Genomic DNA, 19706 nt, shown 5'->3' with positions numbered 1-19706 from the left:
CAGAATGATCGAAATGATCTACAATGGATGCAAATTGTAAAGTAGGTTTGGCAATATGATCAATTCACGGGACCAGAAACTGCTAATGCTGCTGCGGCAGAATGCCCGGACCAGTGTCACCGAGCTCGCCAAAGCCATGCATGTGTCACGGTCGACGGTGCAGAACCGTATCGCGCGGCTGGAGGCCAGCGGTGTCATCCGTGGTTACTCGGTTCAGTTGGGGGGTGAGTTTTCGGCGAGCCAGGTGGAGGCTCACGTGTCGATCAAGGTGTTCCAGAAGCTCACCGGCAGAACCAATGCTGCCCTGGAGCAAATCAGCCAGGTATCGCAGCTGTTTTCCGTCAGTGGGGAGTACGACCTTATTGCCATTGTGCAAGCCCAGTCCCTGGAGGAACTGAGCGCCGTGCTGGATGACATTGGCAACCTTGAGGGAGTTGAGAGGACCAACTCTGCCGTTGTCCTCGAAACCCGGTTTCGGCGTTAAAACGGTTTTCCCGGGTCAGGTGCCCAGCATGCCCGCATAGGCGCTGTAGAAAAAGGCACCGGAACCCAGAAGAATGATGCCCCAGGCCGGAAAGATTAAAAACGAACGTTTTGGTTTGCTCATGGCTACATCCAATTTGCTCGAAAAGAAGGGTGTACACCCTTCACACTAGCTCAAACTTGACAAATGTTACGAAAAATTTTGAGTAACAGTTCTCGGGCGAGGATTAATTTGCCAATGGCGCGGGCACTAATTGCTATTGAGCAGGTCTGAAATGACGCTAGTATGAATCGCAATGGCATGACCTAAACACGAAGGACAATAACAAAAAGGAGCCGTTTATGGCGGTAGACCCCCGGAAGCAGACCTCACTCCATTGCCTGTATTACTGGGCAGAGGAAACCCCCGACAACGTTTACCTTACTCAGCCTTACCCGGATGGCCGGGTGGAAGATATTACCTGGAGAGAAGCAGCCGATCAGGTATCCCGCATGGCGGCTTACCTGGACAGCCTGAAGCTTCCGGAATCCAGCAATATCAGTATCCTCGGAAAAAACAGCGCGCACTGGATCCTGGCCGATCTGGCGATCTGGGCGGCAGGCCATGTTTCGGTGCCACTTTATCCCACGCTCAACGGAGATACTGCTGCCTACGTTCTCGAGCACAGTGAGGCAAAGCTCCTGTTCCTCGGAAAACTGGACGGGACCGCGGACGGCTGGAACGACATCAAGAAGCACATTCCGGCAGACTTGCCGCTCATTTCCCTGCCCCTGTCGCCACGGGACGATACGCCCAAGTGGTCGGAGATTGTGGCCGAACAGTCGCCTGCGCAGCCCAAGCTGCCGGATCCGGATAACCTGGCCACGATTGTCTATACCTCCGGCAGCACCGGCCGCCCCAAGGGCGTCATGCACAGCTTCCGGACCATGATTTCAGTAGCTGATGGCCTGCAGCAGCTGTTCCCGGTTTCCTCTGACGAGCGCATGCTTTCTTACCTGCCCCTGGCTCACGTGGCTGAGCGGGCAGCTGTCGAAACGCAGTCCCTCTACTATGGCTTTCATCTCTATTTTGCGAATTCCCTGGATACCTTCCAGGAGGACCTGCAGCGGGCAAGGCCGACGCTGTTTTTCTCGGTCCCGCGCCTGTGGATGAAGTTCTATCTTGGTGTAAACGCCAAACTGCCGCCCAAAAAGCAGAAGCTGCTCTTCAGTCTCCCCATTATCAGCGGCCTTGTGAAGAAGAAGGTCTTGAAACAGCTGGGGCTGGATTATTGTCGGGCAGCCCTGACCGGCGCAGCGCCGCTGTCAGCGGACATCGTTAACTGGTATCGCAACCTTGGGCTCGAGCTGCTGGAAGTGTACGGGATGTCGGAAAACTTCGGCTATTCCCACGCCAACCGACCAGGCCAGGCTCGCGCCGGTTCGGTAGGTATGGCGAATCCAGGGGTCGAGCACCGCATCGGAGAGGGCGGAGAAGTCCAGGTGAAAAGCCCGGGCCAGATGCTGGGTTACTACAAGAATGAGGAGAAAACCAAGGAGGACCTCACCGAGGATGGCTTCCTGAAAACCGGAGATATGGGCGAGATCGACCGGGACGGCACCCTCCGTATCACAGGCCGGGTAAAGGATCTGTTCAAAACCTCCAAAGGCAAATACGTGGTACCGGTGCCCATCGAAAACCGGTTTAATCATCCAAAGGCCGAAGGGGTCTGTGTGGCCGGTGCCAACCAGCCGCAGCCTTGCCTGATGGTCCTGCTGTCGGAAGAGGCCAGGGATGAACTGGAGACCGGAATGGATCGCGGTGAGCTCGAGCAGGAACTTGCGGCCGAACTGGAGGCGGTGAACGCGGAGTGCGAGTCCCACGAGAAGGTAGCTTTTGTCGTGGTGGTTCGGGAGCCCTGGACTATGGAAAACGGCATGCTGACGCCGACCATGAAGATCAAGCGGAATGTGATAGAAGATTTCTACAACCAGAAGATGGACGACTGGTTCAGCCAGAAGAAAAAAGTCGTTTGGGAATTCTGATCCGCTAACGTAAAACGCCGTTGGTTCCCTGGGAGCCAACGGCGTTTTCAAATCCTTATGTTCTTTCTGTTCTCAGCCTGAGCGATCTCCCCGCTCATGCCAGATTCGGCTGCCGTTTTAGTGGCCGCCCTGCATCTGGCTCATGTCCGGAGCAACGTTTGCTGCTTTCCGGTTGAAGCTCCGCATCTTGCGACTGAAAAACTGTACCGCCTGCTTTGCCGCAGCACGGGTATACTGGCGCCTGACCTCAGCACTGTTGTGGAGGATACTGGACGGCAGCGGGTTTACGGTTGCGATATGGTTCTGAGTCATAGCGCCTTCCTCCTTTTTAATGAGTGTATTGATTTTGGTAGGTAGGTTAGTTAGGGATCTACCTTTAATTTAAAAGCGATTCTAAGGGTTCTTATTTGCAGTTTGAATACGTTAAAATCCGTACTCACGTTGCAAATATGCAGTAACTATGGATTGGGATTATCTTCGATATATACGGGCGCTGGCAATAGGTGGAACGCTAGCCAAGGCCGGCGAATTACTGGGTGTGCACCAAACCACAGTTTTACGGCGACTCGACCAGATGGAAGAGTCGATGGGTGTACAGTTTTTTGAACGCACCCGGGATGGACTACAGCTCACCCCCGTGGGGGAGACCGCGTTCCGGGAGGCGGATCGGCTGGCCATCGAGATGGAAAATCTCGAGCGCAAACTGGTCGGGCAGGATTCGGCGCCGGTGGGTAAAGTCAGGCTGGCGGCTGAAGACGCAATGATGAGCGCGCTGCTTAGCCCGATCCTGGCCGAGCTGGTTCGGGAGTTCCCGGATATCGAGCTGGAGACGCTTACTGATAACGATGTGGCGAACCTCAGCCATCGGGAAGCGGATCTCACCTTGCGGCCCGAGAACAAGCCGCAGGCAACTCTGGAAGGCGAGCGAATCGCCTCCATCGAATCCGCCGTTTACGGGTCGGCCCGCTATTGCCGGCGGCATCGTGACATGGACGTGGAAAACCGTCCGGAAGGTTGCCTCTGGATCATACCGGATGAAACCTTCAGCCATCTGGCGACGGGCCGGTGGTACAGAAAACAGTTGAAGAACGTTACCTCTTTCATTCGCTGCAACAGCCTGCAATCCATGCACGCGCTGGCGAAAGCCGGTGCCGGCCTGGCGGTTTTGCCCTGCTACCTGGGGGAGAGCACTCGTGAACTCCGCCGCCTGTCGGACCCGCTGGAGGGTGAGAGCGTGGATCTCTGGCTGCACGTCAACCAGGATACCCAGCAAATGGCCCGGGTCCGTATCGTTATGGAGTATCTGGTGGAGCGCCTGCAGTCACTGGAGTCCCAGATGGAGATTTCTTCCGCTTTCTGACGAGCGTCAGCCGCAGAACGGCCAGAACTGGTACCAGCGCCAGCACTGGAATTCCTGCTCGCAGGTTTTCAGCTGATTGTCGTATCGGAAAGCCCGGGTCTGTACCCGGGCGGCCAGATCCATCACGTCCGGTTTCTCTTCGAAGCTTCTGCGGGCATATCCGCCCCGGCCTTCGTGGTAGGCAAGGTACAGCTTTCTGGGGGCCGAGAAGGGAATGCCAAGCTGCCGGTGGCTTAGCTGGTTGTACCAGCCCACGAAATCCAGCGCGTGTTCCATGTCGGTGCGAACGGTGAACCAGCCTTCGCCATTGGCCTGCAGGTATTCCCGCCAGGCCGGGTCGAGGGCCTGGGCATAACCGTATGCGGTTGTGGGCCTGGTCCAGGGAATAAAGCCCCAGAGCAGTGTGCGTGGTGGACGCGCATGGCTGCGGAATGACGACTCGTAATAGACAAACGCTAACTGGGTGGCGATGGGTGTGCCCCAGCGTTGCCTGGAGTCGTTGGCGTAGTCATACCACACCGGGTGTTCCCGGAAGATTTCACAGATGTCCTCCGGGTTTGCCGGAGGATCCGGTGCCAACAGGCTGAAGCGGAGCGTTGCCCAGAGACCCATCAGCAGCCCCAGCATTGGAAGCCCATACCATCTTGCCCGGCTTTTCCAGGTTTCCAGAGCCAGTTGCCGACTTTTGGTCTTGCGGGTACGTTTCTTTCGCATTCCTACCAAACCGTCATCTCCAGGGCCGCGGGATTACTTGCTGCCTGCCTCGAACCCATGGCATAAGGGAATCAATGATTCACTCGGGATGATAGGTAAATGACGCGATTTCCCATAATTAAACCTCTTTTAATCACAGCACTTCTCGTTACTGGTACTGCCCAGGCAGCGCCGGATGCCCGCCAGGTGCTGGAAGTATCGCCTGTTGACGATATCGTGGCCCGTTACCCGGCCATGATGAGCCAGGGAATCCGGGAAGGACTCAAACAGAATGGTCAGCTTCCTCCAATGATGGCCAATACCATCGGGAACATCGTGAGCAGCGGTTTCAATTCCGTGGATATCGAGCAGCAGATCATTAAAGATCTGCAAGCCAAACTCACGGATTCGCAGCTCCAGGCAGTCCATGACTGGTACGGAACCCCTGTGGCCAGAAAGATTTCTTCGGCCGAGATTGCAGCTTCGGAACCCTCGGCCTGGCCGAAAATCCAGTCCAGTGCCATGGAATTGAACAGCCGGTACAAGGGCACGCGCAAAGCGGAAATGTTCGATCGGTTTGATCGGGCTGCGCGGGCCACAGAAAGCGCGGTGGATACAACGATCGCAGTGCAGCTCGGCCTGGCAACGGCAATGGCGGCGTTCAGCAGTGATTCGGCCAATTACGAGCAGCTGCGCCAACGCATTGAAAGCCAGCGCAGCATGCTCAGGGGCGTGGTGGGTCAGCAGGTTTACGACAGCTATCTGTATACCTACCAGAACATCGGTGGCCAGGAGATGGATCTCTACCTGGAGTTCCTGGAGAGCTCTGCCGGCTCGGCTTTCTCGAAAGTTGTAACCAACAGCATCCAGCAGGCGATTACCGAGCCGGTGGAAAGCATAGGCAAGCAGATGTCGCGGTTCTTCAGTCCGGAATCACCAGGCGGTCAGTGAATCCCCTCGGTTGCCGTTCTGAGTCAATGTGATGCTGGAATAATTTCTTGCTCGGGGTTTGTGCAAAGCCAGAATAGGGTCCAATCTCCCTAGTATATGCGAGTGAGGAGTGTCGTTATGGATTTCAATGCCTATCAGGAAGCCTTGTCCTCACAACTGAGGGGGCTGGAGTGTCCGTTTCCGGAGCAGGAGTTCGACGAGCGACTTGCTCGTGTCCGGGATGGGATGGCCCGGGAGGATTTTGGCGCCCTGCTGTTGACCGATCCTTCGGATATTTTCTACCTGACCGGTTATAGCACCTTTGAAGTATCCGTTCACGTGGCCCTGGTGGTTACCCAGGAGGACCTGCTCTTGCAGGTGCCGTCCATCGAAATGGGGCCTGCGATGATGACAACCCGGGTCGCCCGGGTCAGCGGATACCGGTGGGAAGGCATCGGCGAGGTATTGGAACCACTGGTTCAGGCCCTGAACGACGGCGTGGAGACCGTGGGTATTGATGCCTGGCATGGCTCTCTGCGCCAGGGCGTGCTGGAAGGCCTGCAAGCACGGATGCCCGGAGTAAGATTTCTGAACAACGGCGGTCTGTTGAAGCAGATCCGGATCGTCAAGTCCGATGCCGAAATCCGGTGCCTGCGTGAAAGCGCCCGGATAACAGCCGAAGGTTTCAGGGCGGCCGTGGCCGCGGTCCAGCCGGGCGTCACTGATAATGGCATTGCCGCCGAAGGCGCCAGGGCGCTGCTGGCGGCCGGCAGTGAATTCATGAGCATGCAGCCAATTGTTGTTACCGGCCGTCGCAGCAGCGTGATCCACTGCAATCACAAACGTACGGTGGTGCAGAAAGGCGACCCTGTTTTTCTGGAATTTGGCTCAGCCTGGAACCGCTACACCGCACCCATGATGCAGACCGTGGTTGCTGGTGGCGAGCCATCGGCTGAAATGCGTCGGGTCCATGACAGCTGCCGTCGGATTGTGGATACCCTTCTGACGTCGATCCGCCCGGGAGTCACTTTCGACCAGGCCGCCCAGAACGCCGAAAAGTCGCTCCAGCCATTGGCCGGAAAGGTGTTTTTCTCCGGGGTATTTGGCTACACGGTTGGCGCGCAGTTCCCGCCATCCTGGGTGGAGGGCTCGGGCTTCATCGCCAGGGGTGGCAATGTGGAATTTCGACCGGGCATGGTTTTCCACCTGCCCATCTGTTTGCGTATTCCCGGGCAATGGGGCATTGGGTGTAGCGAAACGATTCTGGTCACCGACGCTGGCGCCGAACCGATAACCGATAATCCCTGGACGCTCGGTTAGTCCAGTCTCAGATCCAACAGACAAACAGTGCGTGGCTCGGGCAGGCGAACCGCAAAAAGCCCCATTCTTCTGACTTGGGACATATCCATGGACCGGCCATCGGGAGCGTTTTCGATGTCGGCCAGTTTCAGGGTGAAGGTATTGGAACCAGGACCCAGTGTCAGGCGGGTGTTGTAGCGGTCGTTGTAGGCATGATCGCTGCGGTCATGGGCTACGTCATTGATTCGAAGCGTCAGCGTCAGGGGAGCGGTTGAGGGATTGAACAGGGTGATGCTCAGTGTTTCGTAATCATGCCAATCGGCCGGGAGATTGTTGAGTGAGACCCCCGAGTAGGTTTCAGTGCCCAGATCAAGTTTCAGGCTCTGCGCATTATTCAGCGAGTGGTCGGCAGAGACCGTGAGCCTGCCGGTCCAGAATGCGCCGGGATCCTGATGGGTGAAATCGTATAGCAGAGGAAGTTGTTGGTGTACCTGCCATTGCCGGGCAGCCACCATGCCGGTAGCTCCCAGCTCAAGACACAGTAGCAGCGCAACGGATGCGGCCACCAGGCCTTCGCCGAGAGAGTTTCGCCGCTCTGATGTAAGCAAGGGGCGCCATGCGATAACCAGCCAACTGCCAATCAGGTTGCGCAGGAGGTCCCGCCCATCCATGTCGCGATTGTGTCCGCCCTGGATCAACTCGATACCAATTCCGAGCACCAGCAAGACGACGGTAACCGCGAGCCATAGACGCCAGCCACTTAGCCACTGCCAGGGTCTGACCGCCAGAGTGAGTAGTGCAAACAGAAGGATGTGGCCAAGGTTCCAGGCCGATTTGAGAAGTGGCCCCGAGGCCCAGTCAGGCCCGCCGACAAACAGAAAAGGCGCGATGAGCAGAGAAGCGGCACCGGCCAGCAGCGGTAGCCGCCGGCCAGTGGTTTGCAGTCCCGGTATGGAACCAGGAATCATTAGCTGCGGCTGGTCACTTCCAGCAGGTGATAACCAAACTGGGTCTTGACCGGACCGATAACGGTGTTCAGTTCACCGTTGAAAACCGCTTTGTCGAACTCGGGAACCATCTGGCCCGGGCCAAAGGAGCCAAGATCTCCGCCGTTGCGACCGGAGGGGCAGGAGGAGTGCTGCTTTGCCACTTCGGCAAAGTCCTGTCCGCCTTCAATCGCCTTTTTCAGTTCTTCGCATTTCGCTTCGCTGTCTACCAGAATGTGACGCGCTGTAGCCTGTGCCATGATCAATGTCCTTGTGTCGGATGAATGTATACATCAGAACCGGAATGCTGCCCGCAGAGCTCGTCAGAGGCAAGCCCTTTTTATCCGTGTTTCTGCGGCCTCACAGTCCACCGGGCAAACCTGTACAATGCCGGCTTTCTTTTCGCCGGCGCATGCCCGGCCCCACATCGACAGGTTTTTTTCTTGATCTCCACCGCCAATATCACCATGCAATTCGGGGCTAAACCCCTGTTTGAAAACGTCTCCGCCAAATTTGGTAACGGTAATCGCTATGGCCTGATCGGGGCCAATGGCTGTGGCAAGTCCACACTGATGAAAATCCTGGGTGGCGATCTCGAGCCCTCCGCCGGCCAGGTCATGCTGGAGCCCAATGTCCGTCTGGGTAAACTGCGCCAGGACCAGTTTGCCTATGAGGATTGCTCGGTGATCGATACCGTGATCATGGGCCATGAGGAACTCTGGAACGTCAAGAAAGAGCGTGATCGGATCTATTCCCTGCCCGAGATGAGCGAAGAAGACGGGATGGCGGTCGCGGACCTGGAAGTCCAGTTCGCTGAAATGGACGGCTATACCGCCGATGCCCGCGCCGGCGAGCTGTTGCTTGGCCTGGATATTCCGCTGGAGCAACACAACGGCCCAATGAGCGCGCTGGCACCGGGCTGGAAGCTGCGGGTGTTGCTGGCCCAGGCGCTGTTCTCCGATCCTGATGTGTTGCTGTTGGACGAGCCCACCAACCACCTGGACATCAACACCATCCGCTGGCTGGAAAACATACTGGTGGCCCGCAACAGCACCATGATTATCATTTCCCACGACCGCCACTTCCTGAACAGCGTGTGCACCCACATGGCGGATCTGGACTATGGCGAACTGCGCCTGTTCCCGGGCAACTACGACGAATACATGACCGCCGCCACCCAGGCTCGCGAGCGTATGCTGTCGGACAACGCCAAGAAAAAGGCGCAGATTGCCGAACTGCAGCAGTTTGTCAGCCGCTTTTCGGCCAACGCCTCCAAGGCCAAGCAGGCTACCTCCCGTGCCCGCCAGATCGACAAGATCCAGCTGGAAGAGGTGAAGCCCTCAAGTCGGGTGAGCCCGTTTATCCGTTTTGAACAGGGCAAGAAACTTCACCGCCAGGCGGTGACTCTCAAGAACATGACCAAGGGCTTTGATGATAAGCCCCTGTTCAAGAATCTGAACCTGCAGGTCGAAGCCGGCGAGCGAATCGCCATCATCGGTCCCAACGGCATCGGCAAAACCACGCTTCTGCAATGCATGTCAGGGGCCTACACGCCCGACAGTGGCGAGGTGAAGTGGACCGACAGCGCGGAAGTGGGCTACTTCGCCCAGGACCACACGGCGGACTTTGCCGAGGATGAAACCCTGACCGACTGGATGGCCCAGTGGACCAAGGGTGGCGAGCAGCTGGTGCGCGGCACCCTGGGCCGCATGCTGTTCTCCGGTGACGATATCGGGAAATCGGTGCGGGTGATCTCGGGCGGAGAGCAGGGCAGGATGCTGTTCGGCAAGCTGATTCTGCAGAAGCCCAATGTGATGCTGATGGATGAGCCCACGAACCACCTGGATATGGAGTCCATCGAGGCATTGAACCTGGCGCTGGAGAACTATCCGGGTACACTGATTTTCGTCAGCCATGATCGGGAGTTTGTTTCTTCCCTTGCGACTCGAATTATTGAGCTTAAGGCTGATGGGGTGACTGATTTCAGTGGCTCTTATGATGATTATCTTCGGAGCCAGGGGTACTTCTAAGGCTCAGGGTTGGGTGCAGGCGGTCATGTGGGACTGGCTTTCCAAAACACGCTCCTTGCGGCCCATCCATGGGGCGCTTGGGCTCCGCCCCTCTGCGCTTATTGCTCCTGCGTCGCGCAGAGGGTCCTGGGCAGGCCGTCCATGGCCTGCCCGTGAAGAGCTTTTCGCTCTTCACCCCTGGCTCCGCACAGTTTTGGAAAGGCCTACCCGCCCATCCGCTCGTGCCTATGAGTGGCCTTCGAATAACTGAGGAAAAGAACATGGGCGAGACCGAAATTATTGCAGCAACCCGAAAATGGGTCGAAGACGTTGTCGTCGGCTATAACCTGTGCCCGTTCGCAAAACGGGAACTGGTCCGGAACCGGGTTCGGTTTGTGGTGTCGGAAGCCGAAACGGAAGACGAGCTGTTACAGGCCTTGCACTCGGAGCTTCAGCGTCTGGAAGATGAGCCGGAGATTGAAACCACGCTTTTGATCCATCCGGGTGTATTGCAGGACTTCGGGCCCTACAATGAATTCCTTGATGCGGCTGATGGTTTGCTGGCGTATCTGGATATGGAAGGCGTTTACCAAATCGCCAGTTTCCACCCGGATTACCAGTTTGCGGGCACCGAGCCCGATGCGGCGGAGAACTACACCAATCGTTCGCCATTTCCCATGCTGCACCTCTTGCGGGAAGCCAGTCTGGAAGCGGCGATTGACAGTTATCCTGATGTGGATGGGATCCCGCAGAGAAACATTGAACTGATGAACGAGCTGGGCTCGGAGAAGATGCGGAGTATTCTGCGTTCCTGTCTTGATGAATCCACTCGCAAGGTCTGAACAGATGGGACTGCTTTTCGAACAGATTGACAGCCAGCCTTCGGTGATTGGTGAGATCACGCTTCGCAGACGCCGGATTCCGGCGATTGGCGACAGGGATATCTACGAGGTGAAGCTGGGCGAGGAATTCCTGATGTCCAGCATGTTCGTGGATGCCGAAGTGGCTCTCTCTGATATCGGGCTGGGCGAAACCGAGGGCGATGATCTCCGGGTAGTTGTTGGTGGCCTGGGCCTGGGTTACACCGCGGTGGCGGCGCTCAGGCACGAGCGTGTTGCCGAACTGCTGGTGGTTGAGTATCTGAAACCCGTTATCGGATGGCATCAGCAGGAGCTGGTGCCTCTTGGTAAAGATCTGAATGCCGATCCCCGGAACCGCTACGTCCATGGCAGTTTCTTCGACCTGGCAATTGCCGATCCGGCAGAGGGTGGTTTCGATCCGAAGAACCCCGGCAAGCCATTCGATGCCATTCTTCTGGATATCGACCATTCCCCCCGGGCGCTGCTGCACGATTCCAGTGCCAGCTTCTACACCGCCAACAACCTGCGGCTGATGGCGCGGCAACTGAAGCCCCGAGGGGTGTTTGCCATGTGGTCGAACGAGGGCGAAGATGACGAGTTCATGGCCGTTCTCAACGAGGTGTTCACCGATGTGGCCTGCCATGTCGTATCCTTCTTCAATCCATTTCAGAACAGGGAATCGTTCAACACCGTGTATGTGGCCCGTAAGCCGGGCTGAGAAACCGGAGCCTGTATGTCTTTAACCACGCACCGCAGCCGACCTTTCAGCTCCAGCCAGCGCCTGCCCGAGCCGGAGCAGCCGCCGGTGTTGCATGAGCCGGAGGAGGCCGGGGCGTTGCTGGCGGAGTTTATCCAGCGCCATCCTCGCTTGCTGATCCTGACTGGCGCAGGGGTCAGTACCGATTCGGGCATCCCGGACTACCGGGACGGCGATGGCGCCTGGAAGCGCAAGCAGCCGGTTCAGCACAAGGCGTTCATGGAAGACGTCTACACCCGCCAGCGCTACTGGGGCCGGAGCCTGATTGGCTGGCCGGTCATGCGTAATGCCAGGCCCAATCCTTCCCACCATTACATCTCTGACCTGGAACTGCTCAACCACAGCAGTCTGGTGGTTACCCAGAACGTGGATCGGTTGCACCAGAAGGCAGGCACCCGGGGGGTGACGGACCTGCACGGGCGGGCCGATCAGGTGGTGTGCATGAGTTGCGGCTACCGGTGCCCGCGGGATGAGGTGCACGACCGTTGCGCCGATCTGAACCCGGGGTTCCAGAAATACACCGCCGAGACAGCGCCGGATGGCGATGCCGATCTGGATGTGGATTTCGAGGATTTCCGGCTGGCGGATTGTCCGAAGTGCGAAGGGATTCTGAAGCCGGATGTGGTGTTCTTTGGTGACTATGTTCCAAAAGACCGGGTGTATTCGGCCCTGGATACGCTGAAGGCCAGTGATGGCCTCTTGATAATCGGTTCGTCGTTGATGGTGTATTCCGGGTTCCGTTTCTGCCGGTACGCCAACGAATGGAACAAGCCCATTGCCACCCTGAACCTGGGGCGGACGCGGGCTGAAGATCTGGTGGACCTGAAACTGAACGCGAGGATCGGGGAGACCCTGAAGGCCTCCCTCGATCAGTTGTAGCGGCGGCTTACATCAGGTTGTAGATAAACACCACTGCCACGGCAACCGGAGTGATGAAACGCACGGTGATCAGCCACAGGTTAAACATGGCCGGTGACAGTGCCAGTTCACGCTCCATGGCCTGACGTGACATCACCCAGCCCGCAAACAGGGCCACCAGCAGTCCGCCCAGGGGCAGCATTATGTTGGCGGTGAAGAAGTCCAGCAGGTCGAAAATGGTCTTGCCTTCCAGCATGGGGACAAAGCCAAGCGGTGCGAAGTCGGACCAGAGGTTCAGGGACAGAATCGAGGCAATGCCCAGTCCCCAGCAGACAAAACCGGCGCCGAGTGTGCTGACGGTGCGGTTCATGCCTTTACGCTCTTCCAGCCATTCCACAATCGGCTCCAACAGCGAAATCCCCGACGTCCAGGCGGCAAAGATCAGAAGTACAAAGAACAGAGTGCCGAACAGGGAGCCCATGGGCATCTGACCGAAGGCCAGCGGCAGCGTCTGGAAGATCAGCCCCGGCCCCGCTCCCGGCTCAAGGCCGTTCGCGAACACAATCGGGAAGATGGCCAGGCCTGCAAGCAGCGCCACGCCGGTGTCGATGACCGATACAGTTATGGAGGTCTTGGCGATGGAAATATTCTTGGGCAGGTAGGAGCCGTAGGCCATCATCACCGCCATACCCAGGCTCAGGGTAAAGAATGCGTGGCCCAGGGCTACCAGTATTCCGGATGTTGTGAGCTTGGAGAAATCGGGCTGGAACAGGAATGCGGCGGCTTGCCCGAAGTGCCCGGTTGTCATTGCATAGCCGACCACGATCAGCAGCAGTACGAACAGGGCCGGCATGAGAATGCTGACAGCCCGCTCAAGCCCCGAGCGAACGCCTCGCACTACCACAACCATCACCATAGCCATGAACAGGGTATGCCAGGCCAGCAGTTTGGTGGGATCGCTTAGAAGGCCCGAGAATATCGCGCCTACGGCATCGGCAGACTGCCCGGCAAGCTGGCCGCTGGCGGTTGTGCCTACGTAGGAAATGGCCCAGCCGCCGATGACCGAGTAGAACGACAGAATCAGAAAACCCGCCAGAATGCCGATGGCACCGACCAGCTTCCAGGCCGGCTTGAGTCGGTCATGCTCGGCGATCAGGCTCAGACTCTTGACAGGGCTCCTGCCACCGCGACGACCGATCATGACTTCCGCCATCATGATAGGAATCCCGACGACCGCGATGCACAGAAGATACACCAGAACGAAGGCGCCGCCACCGTTCTCACCGGTGACATAAGGAAATTTCCAGATATTGCCCAGGCCCACGGCAGAGCCGGTAGCGGCGAGAATAAAGGCCAGACGTGATGACCAGAGCCCGCGTTGGGCGTTTGAACCTTCAAGCGCCCCGGAATAGGCGGCGGAATCTGAAGAGGTGACGGACATAACTATCTCCCGAAGTATTTGTTTTTGTATCAGGGTTTAAGAGGGAAGCCGCAGCTATCCGCAGCTTCCTGGGGGTGCGCCGGTGTCAGCTCAGCCGGTGCGGGCCAATCGCTCGGACGCCTGTCCGGCGCCAGCGATGTGCTTTTTGAACCGTTCCTCGGCAAGCTCGTTGGCAATCTCCCCGGTGGGGCGCCCCGAGCGGTCGGAACGGTTGAAGATTTCGGTCAGGGTATCGCCGATGGTATCGACGTGGGCGCGAACGGTTTCCGGTGTGGCGCCGGCGCGCTCGTAGAACACATCGATGATGCCACCTGCATTGATGGCAAAGTCCGGTGCATAGAGAACGCCCCGGTCCTGCAGCATGGCATCGTGCTCAGGGTGTTCCAGCAGATTGTTGGCGGCGCCGGCGACGATCCGGGCCTTCAGTTGGGGAATGCTGTCATCGTTCAGTACTGCCCCCATGGCACAGGGCGCTACCACGTCCACAGGCAGTGACAATATGTCTTCGGCAGCCGCTGGCTTGGCTCCCAGCTGATCCACGGCCCGCCGCATATTGTCGTCATGGATGTCATAGACCCAGAGATCAGCGCCGGCGTCCTTCAGGTGTCTGGCCAACCGGAAACCGACATTACCGATGCCCTGAATGGCTACCTTCAAACCGTTGAGGTCGTCCCGCCCAAGTTTGTGTTTTACCGCTGCTTTGAGGCCGATAAAGGTGCCGTAGGCTGTCGCCGGTGACGGGTCGCCGTTGCTTGGGTTGCCGTCGAAGCCGGTGCGCGAGGCAATTCCCGCAACGTGGCTGGTGTGTCGGCCCATGACCTTGAGGTCGGGGACGCTGGTGCCCGAGTCTTCTGCCGCAATGTACTGCCCGCCAAGACTTTCCAGATGGCGGCCCATGGCCTCCATCATCGCTTCGGTTTTCTGTTTGCGCGGGTCGCCAATAATCACGGACTTGCCGCCACCCAGATCCAGGTTGGCGAGGGCCGATTTGTAGGTCATACCCCGCGAAAGCCGCAAGACATCGCGAACCGCCTCTTCATCGGAGGCATAGGGAAACATTCGGCAGCCTCCCAATGCGGGGCCGCGGGAAGTGTTATGTATGGCAACGATGGCCTTCAGGCCGGTTTCGGGATCGCAGAAAAAGGAAAGATGTTCGTGGTTATCGAACTCGGGATGGCTGAATAGCATTGCGAAATCCTCTCCCACCGGCCGGATCTCGGCATGAGCGGGTATCTTGTTCTTGTCTGCCGGCTTGTGGCCGGCGTTCCGATTTCAGGTGTCCGGTATATCCGCTGGGGGTGGCCCACCGAAAGTGCCCTTTTGGGGCTGGACGAAAAACAAACTAGCGGCAATTGACGTTAACGTCAATATGCGAAAGTGAACTATCCGATACAAGGCTCATCCCCGGTTTCAAGTGCCTCCCCGGTAAACATTTGAGGCAATCATGAGGTTAAATGCCGTCATGCGTTGCGCGGATCTGGTCCATTAGTCGCAGATGTGCCCCATTCTGCGGAAACTACCTATACGCGGATCGGGGAAACTGACCTAGTTTCCCCGGATGTCTGTCGCTTCCTATTCTTATCAGCTACAGCCGGCCCGGGTACGGGTGGAGTTTTTCCGGCTGCTTCCCATCTCGTTATTCGTGGTGGCGTTTGGCGCTGCCTTTGGATTGGCAGCTACCCAGAAAGGCCTTGAGCCGCTTCAGGCGGTGCTGATGAGTGCGACGGTGTTTGCCGGCGCCTCCCAGTTTGCTGCCGTCGATATGTGGGGCACCGAGGTATCTGTACTGCCGATGATCGCGGTGGTCTTTGCCATCAATTCCCGCCATCTGCTCATGGGCGCTTCGCTGTACCCGATGCTGAAAGATGTCTCGCCGGGCAAGCGCTATGGTCTCTTGCTGTTGCTGACCGATGCCAACTGGGCGGTTTCGGCCCAGGAATACCAGAGTGGCCGACGAAACCTGGAGGTTATCCTTGGTGGCGGGTTGGCTCTTTGGCTGGCCTGGATCATCGGGACCGGTCTGGGCGTCTATTTTGGTGGCCTTCTGCAGGATCCCAAATCCCTGGGCCTGGACATGGTTCTCGGCTGTTTCCTCCTGGCCATGGCGCTGGGCGGCAAGAAATCCCCGAGAGTGCTCGTGGCCTGGACCGTTACAGCGCTGGCTTCATTGGCGGCCTGGAAATGGTTGCCGGCGAATACCCACGTCGTCGTGGGCGCGCTCGCCGGTGGTGCGATCGGGTTTTTCTGGCTCGAGCGAAAGCCTGCGCCTGCTTCTGACGCGGAGGACAGCACCCATGACCGTTGAGACCACCACAGCCGGTATTCTGTTCCTGATTGCGATCATGACCGCCGTTACACTGGTAACCCGTTTTGGCGGCGTGTTCATCATGTCGTTCGTGAAGATCAATCCTCGTATCGAGAGCTTTATCAACACCATGGCCAGCTCGGTCCTGATTGCCATCATTGTGCCCATGGCAGTGACGGGGGACGCTGGTGCGCTGGCGGCCCTGACCACGACGGCGGTTACCATGCTGGCGTTGCGTAAACCTCTCCCGGCCATTGCCGCCGGGATTGCGGCTGCCGGAATCGTGCGGTTTCTGGCCTAACCTCTCGAATCTGAAGTGATTAAAAAGTGCTCAAGTCCGGGAGGCTGCGGCCGATATACCTGTGTAGTAATTACAGGTGCCCAGAGCCATGATTTCCTCCAGCCAGATTTCGCTTTTCCAGGACAGTTCCCGCCAGGTATCGGCTTTCGACAGCACGCAGCTCCGCATCAACCGGCAATCTGCCGCTGCGCCGCAGGCCAATGAGAACGCGGTTGGCTCAGAGTTAACGCTCATGCGCCAGGCTGCCTATCGTTACAGCAGCCAGGAGCAGCTCGCGTTCAGCGGCAGCAGCACCGTGACGAATGGCGGTCAGCAGAGCGTCTTTACCAGTGCGCAGCTTGCCGAGAAAACCTCAGAGTTGTTTCTGATGGGCCAGCAGGCACTGAGCGTTAGCCGTGCCGCGCTCGGTGGTGATGCGGGTGTCGAGGGTCGGGGCAGTCTCTCGGTTTCTGCCGGACGCTATATGTTTTACTCGGAGAGCGAATCCAGAAGCTTTGCATCCACTGGCACCATCGCATTGGACAATGGCGAGACCATCGAATTCACCCTGTCACTGCGACAGTCCCAGTCCCGGACCTACGAGTACTCGGAACTGGTGCAGATTCAGGAACGGCCACTCACCGACCCTCTGGTGATCAACTTTGGCTCTGCCACAGCCCGCCTGACCGATACCCTCTTCGAGTTCGACCTGAACGGTAACGGTGAAACCGGGCAGTTTGCCACCCTGGGCAGCGGTAGCGGCTACCTGGTGCTGGACCGAAATGGCAACGGCAAAGTGGACGACGGCTCCGAACTGTTTGGTCCCCGGAGCGGCTCCGGCTTTGGGGAGCTGGCCCGTTTTGATGACGACGGTAACCGCTGGATTGACGCCAGTGATGAGATCTTTAAATCGCTGTCCGTGTGGGTGCAAACCGCGGAAGGCTCCCAGGCTTTGAAATCCCTGGAGGAAGTCGGCGTTCAGGCGCTTTATGTGGACAATGTCGAAGACCGCTTCACGCTGGCCAACAATCAGGGTGTGCCGCTGGGCCAGATCAAGGGTTCGGGAATCTATCTGACGACCGACGGCGAGGTTCGCACCCTGGAAGAAATTGATCTTGCCGAGCAGAACACCGCCGACGCGCCGGCCGCCGAGACGGTACTGAGTCGCGACAGTGGCTCGCCGGATCGCGGTGGTAACGGTCTGGTTGATGCCCGGGTGGAAGCGATCCGCTCCGCGCTTGAGAAGCTCAATGAAATCCGCGAGAAGCAGAAGGCATTTATCGAAGAGTCAAAGGATTCCGGTAAGCCGGAATCTCCCATCGTCGATTACCTGAAGCTGATCGACAAGATGCGCTTGGAGATGCTGAACAGCCAGGACGAGAAGAAGCAGGCGGCGAGCCGGTATCTGGAGTTTGCCAGCTTGTAGGGATCGACTCCGAGGCAGGTCCGGCCGGGGGCAAGGCTCCCAAAAATGTGCGGAGCCAGGGATGGCGGAGCCAAGCGTACACGGACGTATTTACAGCGTTTTTTGGGAGCCTTGCCCCCGGCCGGGCCGTCTGTTTACTCCATGGAGGGCTTGGTCATTGGATTGGTATTTCTCAGGGCCAGCTCTCCTATGCCAGGTAGTTTTACTCCTAGCGCCAACGGGTTAATACCGAAAGAGAGGCCTAGAAGGTTCAATTCCAGTCCCTCGCGAATGCCTGCCAATACGCCAAAATACCCGCCCAGCGAGACCTGATAACCCGCGCCACCCGGAACCTCTGCGATAATACGGTCGCCGAGGTAGTCCTTGCCGATCGCGTGGTTCGGCAGAGCCACATCGAGGCCCTCAACCTCCCTGATTACCCAGGCCACGAAAGTGTTGCTGTTGGGGCCGGGCCAGGCTTCGTATTCGGTCGGGTAGGGGTAGGACGCCACTGCCTGGTAGATGTCGGGAATCAGCTTTTCGGCTTCTTCGCCGCGGATATCGGCATAGAGGTTCGGCTTTGCACCGTACCAGTGTCTGTCGGGCTCACCGGGCCGGGAATTGACCACGTAGCTGCGCCAGCCGGTCACTTCATGAACCCGATAATGGCTGGCCCCTTTTTCCTTGGTGGCTATCCAGGTATGGACGGCAAAGTAACCTCGCCAACTCCAGGCCCGGGCGCCATATACCTGAACGATGGCTTCCTCGGCCTGTTCTGGCAGAGGGGCAATCCGGGCGCTTTCCCGGGTGGCTGTTTGCCAGCTCTCGGCTCCCTGCAGGCTGCCACTGGTGGCAAGCAGAATCGGGCCAGCCAGCAGCAGGAGCACGGCGCCGAAGAACCAGCCGGTGTATCTGAAAAATCGTTTCATGAACTCAGTCCAAAGCGTGGGGTAGACGGGACCCTCTGAGTGACAGAAAGTTCCGCACGACTACCTGGATTATAGGGGACAGATACGCCAGCCGTGGGTTGGCGGATGAGGCTTGTGCCGGGTTGTGGTTTGCCGTGAGGACGCTTGTCTTCTAGGCTCAGACATACAAATCGCAATTCCCAGGAGGCTTTAATGTCTGACCATCACGTGTACAAAAAAGTGGAAATTGTCGGGTCTTCCAAGAAAAGCATTGAAGACGCCATTGAGAATGCACTTGAGGAATGTGGTAAAAGCGTTCGCAACATGGAGTGGTTTGAGGTAACCGAAACCCGCGGCCATATCGTTGATGGCAAGGTGGGCCATTATCAGGTCGTAATGAAAGTCGGTTTCCGTATCGCCAACAGCTGAACAGGCGCTCCCTAGTTACTGCGAATTGCACGGTGCCGAATGGACGAGACCAGCTGGTTCATCAGCTCCCGGGCCTCGCCCTCGTGCAGGCTGTGGCATTTGTCCTGCAAGACCCGGCGATCGTGATTGGATGAGTCGCTAGGGACATCTTTTAGCAGGTCCAGATACTGGCAGGCCGCAAGGTGCGCCTTGATCTCGGCATCAATCAGCCGGGTAACCAGTTCATCGACGGACTCTGTGCAGAAGGGGCGGTTCCGGTTAAGCAGCTCTCGGGCCTCCAGGGCCGCATTGCGAGCTTCCAGTCTGAGTTCGCCGGCCGCTTCGCCGCCTTCAACCGCCCTCAGGAACATGCCCAGGCGTTCATGAAGATTCCATACCTGGGGCCAGATCCTGGCGTAGGCTTCCACTTCTTTCTGATAGCGGGCTTCTTCAACTGGGGAGCCTGAAGCGCCATTGCCGGACTCACCCGGACGATTGAATTGTGCCACCCGTATGTCGTCAACTTCCCGCCACAGCGTATCGGAACGTTCCCGTAATGCGGTCAACTGGTCCTCGCTATGCCGGCGAGCGCCCGATCCGATGAACAGGGCAATCACGGCCAGGCCCAGGGCGGCCGCTGAAAGCAGAAGCGGCAGGCCGCCTGCCGATAACATGCTCCACAATGGGTCCGTATCCATA

Annotated in this window: 21 protein-coding genes; 13 read left to right on the top strand and 8 right to left on the bottom strand. The window is 58.0% G+C overall.

The features are described 5' to 3' along the window. The first annotated feature begins 55 nt into the window (after positions 1 to 55). Positions 56 to 484: an Lrp/AsnC family transcriptional regulator gene (locus AC13DD_RS04385; RefSeq protein WP_008173902.1), complete on the top strand. Its 429-nt coding sequence runs from the start codon at positions 56 to 58 to the stop codon at positions 482 to 484. Between the two features lie 341 nt (positions 485 to 825). After that, positions 826 to 2508, top strand: a complete 1683-nt coding sequence (locus AC13DD_RS04380) for an AMP-binding protein (protein ID WP_482930888.1) — start codon at positions 826 to 828, stop codon at positions 2506 to 2508. A gap of 117 nt (positions 2509 to 2625) precedes the next feature. Here AC13DD_RS04380 and AC13DD_RS04375 read toward each other — a convergent pair whose 3' ends face one another. Further along, positions 2626 to 2820 (bottom strand): hypothetical protein, encoded by a 195-nt coding sequence (locus AC13DD_RS04375; RefSeq protein ID WP_039882018.1) that lies wholly within the window; start codon positions 2818 to 2820, stop codon positions 2626 to 2628. Between the two features lie 148 nt (positions 2821 to 2968). On the opposite strand from AC13DD_RS04375, the gene AC13DD_RS04370 reads away from it, so the two are divergent. Continuing rightward, positions 2969 to 3868, top strand: a complete 900-nt coding sequence (locus AC13DD_RS04370) for a LysR family transcriptional regulator (protein WP_273069489.1) — start codon at positions 2969 to 2971, stop codon at positions 3866 to 3868. Between the two features lie 6 nt (positions 3869 to 3874). On the opposite strand, the gene AC13DD_RS04365 is transcribed toward AC13DD_RS04370, so the two are convergent. Then, a complete protein-coding gene (locus AC13DD_RS04365; protein WP_286803784.1) occupies positions 3875 to 4582 on the bottom strand; it encodes a transglycosylase SLT domain-containing protein in 708 nt (235 codons plus the stop codon). Positions 4583 to 4681: 99 nt separating this feature from the next. Between AC13DD_RS04365 and AC13DD_RS04360 the strand changes: the two genes are divergently transcribed. Together AC13DD_RS04360 and AC13DD_RS04355 are read left to right on the top strand one after the other, a co-directional pair. Beyond that, positions 4682 to 5512 carry a DUF2059 domain-containing protein gene (locus tag AC13DD_RS04360; protein WP_273069493.1) on the top strand — a complete coding sequence of 277 codons (831 nt, stop codon included), beginning with the start codon at positions 4682 to 4684 and terminating at the stop codon, positions 5510 to 5512. A 117-nt stretch (positions 5513 to 5629) separates the two neighbouring features. Beyond that, the gene (locus AC13DD_RS04355; protein WP_482930887.1) at positions 5630 to 6811 is read left to right on the top strand and encodes a M24 family metallopeptidase; all 1182 of its coding nucleotides are present in this window, start codon (positions 5630 to 5632) and stop codon (positions 6809 to 6811) included. On the opposite strand, the gene AC13DD_RS04350 is transcribed toward AC13DD_RS04355, so the two are convergent. Both AC13DD_RS04350 and AC13DD_RS04345 read right to left on the bottom strand, forming a co-directional pair. Continuing rightward, positions 6808 to 7758 (bottom strand): succinyl-CoA synthetase subunit beta, encoded by a 951-nt coding sequence (locus AC13DD_RS04350; RefSeq protein ID WP_405416792.1) that lies wholly within the window; start codon positions 7756 to 7758, stop codon positions 6808 to 6810. The two genes, AC13DD_RS04355 and AC13DD_RS04350, sit on opposite strands and share 4 nt — an antisense overlap. Then, positions 7758 to 8036, bottom strand: coding sequence for a peptidylprolyl isomerase (locus AC13DD_RS04345; protein ID WP_008173912.1), 279 nt, complete (start codon positions 8034 to 8036; stop codon positions 7758 to 7760). The genes AC13DD_RS04350 and AC13DD_RS04345 overlap by 1 nt, the downstream gene beginning before the upstream one ends. A 183-nt stretch (positions 8037 to 8219) precedes the next feature. Here AC13DD_RS04345 and AC13DD_RS04340 point away from each other — a divergent pair, with 183 nt between their 5' ends. The 4 genes from AC13DD_RS04340 (at position 8220) to AC13DD_RS04325 (ending at position 12281) form a co-directional block, all read left to right on the top strand. Continuing rightward, on the top strand, positions 8220 to 9806 hold the full coding sequence (locus AC13DD_RS04340) for an ABC-F family ATPase (protein WP_008173914.1): 1587 nt from the start codon (positions 8220 to 8222) through the stop codon (positions 9804 to 9806). A gap of 260 nt (positions 9807 to 10066) precedes the next feature. Next, entirely contained in the window at positions 10067 to 10627 is a 561-nt protein-coding gene (locus tag AC13DD_RS04335) for a DUF1415 domain-containing protein (RefSeq protein ID WP_053112764.1), read from the top strand. A gap of 4 nt (positions 10628 to 10631) precedes the next feature. After that, entirely contained in the window at positions 10632 to 11363 is a 732-nt protein-coding gene (locus tag AC13DD_RS04330; RefSeq protein ID WP_008173917.1) for a polyamine aminopropyltransferase, read from the top strand. A 15-nt stretch (positions 11364 to 11378) separates the two neighbouring features. Next, positions 11379 to 12281: an NAD-dependent protein deacetylase gene (locus tag AC13DD_RS04325; protein WP_482930886.1), complete on the top strand. Its 903-nt coding sequence runs from the start codon at positions 11379 to 11381 to the stop codon at positions 12279 to 12281. Between the two features lie 7 nt (positions 12282 to 12288). On the opposite strand, the gene AC13DD_RS04320 is transcribed toward AC13DD_RS04325, so the two are convergent. Together AC13DD_RS04320 and AC13DD_RS04315 are read right to left on the bottom strand one after the other, a co-directional pair. After that, positions 12289 to 13701 (bottom strand): sodium-dependent transporter, encoded by a 1413-nt coding sequence (locus AC13DD_RS04320; protein ID WP_104269865.1) that lies wholly within the window; start codon positions 13699 to 13701, stop codon positions 12289 to 12291. 90 nt (positions 13702 to 13791) lie between these two features. After that, positions 13792 to 14889 (bottom strand): Glu/Leu/Phe/Val family dehydrogenase, encoded by a 1098-nt coding sequence (locus AC13DD_RS04315; protein ID WP_424007799.1) that lies wholly within the window; start codon positions 14887 to 14889, stop codon positions 13792 to 13794. A 370-nt stretch (positions 14890 to 15259) separates the two neighbouring features. Here AC13DD_RS04315 and AC13DD_RS04310 point away from each other — a divergent pair, with 370 nt between their 5' ends. From AC13DD_RS04310 to AC13DD_RS04300, 3 genes are all read left to right on the top strand, one after another. After that, entirely contained in the window at positions 15260 to 16006 is a 747-nt protein-coding gene (locus AC13DD_RS04310) for an AzlC family ABC transporter permease (RefSeq protein WP_008173926.1), read from the top strand. Then, the gene (locus tag AC13DD_RS04305; protein ID WP_008173928.1) at positions 15996 to 16307 is read left to right on the top strand and encodes an AzlD family protein; all 312 of its coding nucleotides are present in this window, start codon (positions 15996 to 15998) and stop codon (positions 16305 to 16307) included. Before AC13DD_RS04310 ends, AC13DD_RS04305 begins: the two co-directional genes overlap by 11 nt. A gap of 88 nt (positions 16308 to 16395) precedes the next feature. Further along, on the top strand, positions 16396 to 17712 hold the full coding sequence (locus AC13DD_RS04300; RefSeq protein WP_482930885.1) for a hypothetical protein: 1317 nt from the start codon (positions 16396 to 16398) through the stop codon (positions 17710 to 17712). A 134-nt stretch (positions 17713 to 17846) separates the two neighbouring features. Here AC13DD_RS04300 and AC13DD_RS04295 read toward each other — a convergent pair whose 3' ends face one another. Next, a complete protein-coding gene (locus tag AC13DD_RS04295) occupies positions 17847 to 18620 on the bottom strand; it encodes a DUF3750 domain-containing protein (RefSeq protein ID WP_473977840.1) in 774 nt (257 codons plus the stop codon). A 192-nt stretch (positions 18621 to 18812) separates the two neighbouring features. Here AC13DD_RS04295 and AC13DD_RS04290 point away from each other — a divergent pair, with 192 nt between their 5' ends. Further along, positions 18813 to 19028: a dodecin gene (locus tag AC13DD_RS04290; protein ID WP_008173934.1), complete on the top strand. Its 216-nt coding sequence runs from the start codon at positions 18813 to 18815 to the stop codon at positions 19026 to 19028. Positions 19029 to 19039: 11 nt separating this feature from the next. Here the strand turns inward: AC13DD_RS04290 and AC13DD_RS04285 are convergent, their stop codons facing one another. Continuing rightward, positions 19040 to 19705: a hypothetical protein gene (locus tag AC13DD_RS04285; protein ID WP_482930884.1), complete on the bottom strand. Its 666-nt coding sequence runs from the start codon at positions 19703 to 19705 to the stop codon at positions 19040 to 19042. Position 19706 lies beyond the last annotated feature (1 nt).

Source organism: Marinobacter sp. L-13 (assembly GCF_056857715.1).
Note: the sequence above shows the minus strand (reverse complement) of the source record. Positions and strands in the feature narration are given on the sequence as shown.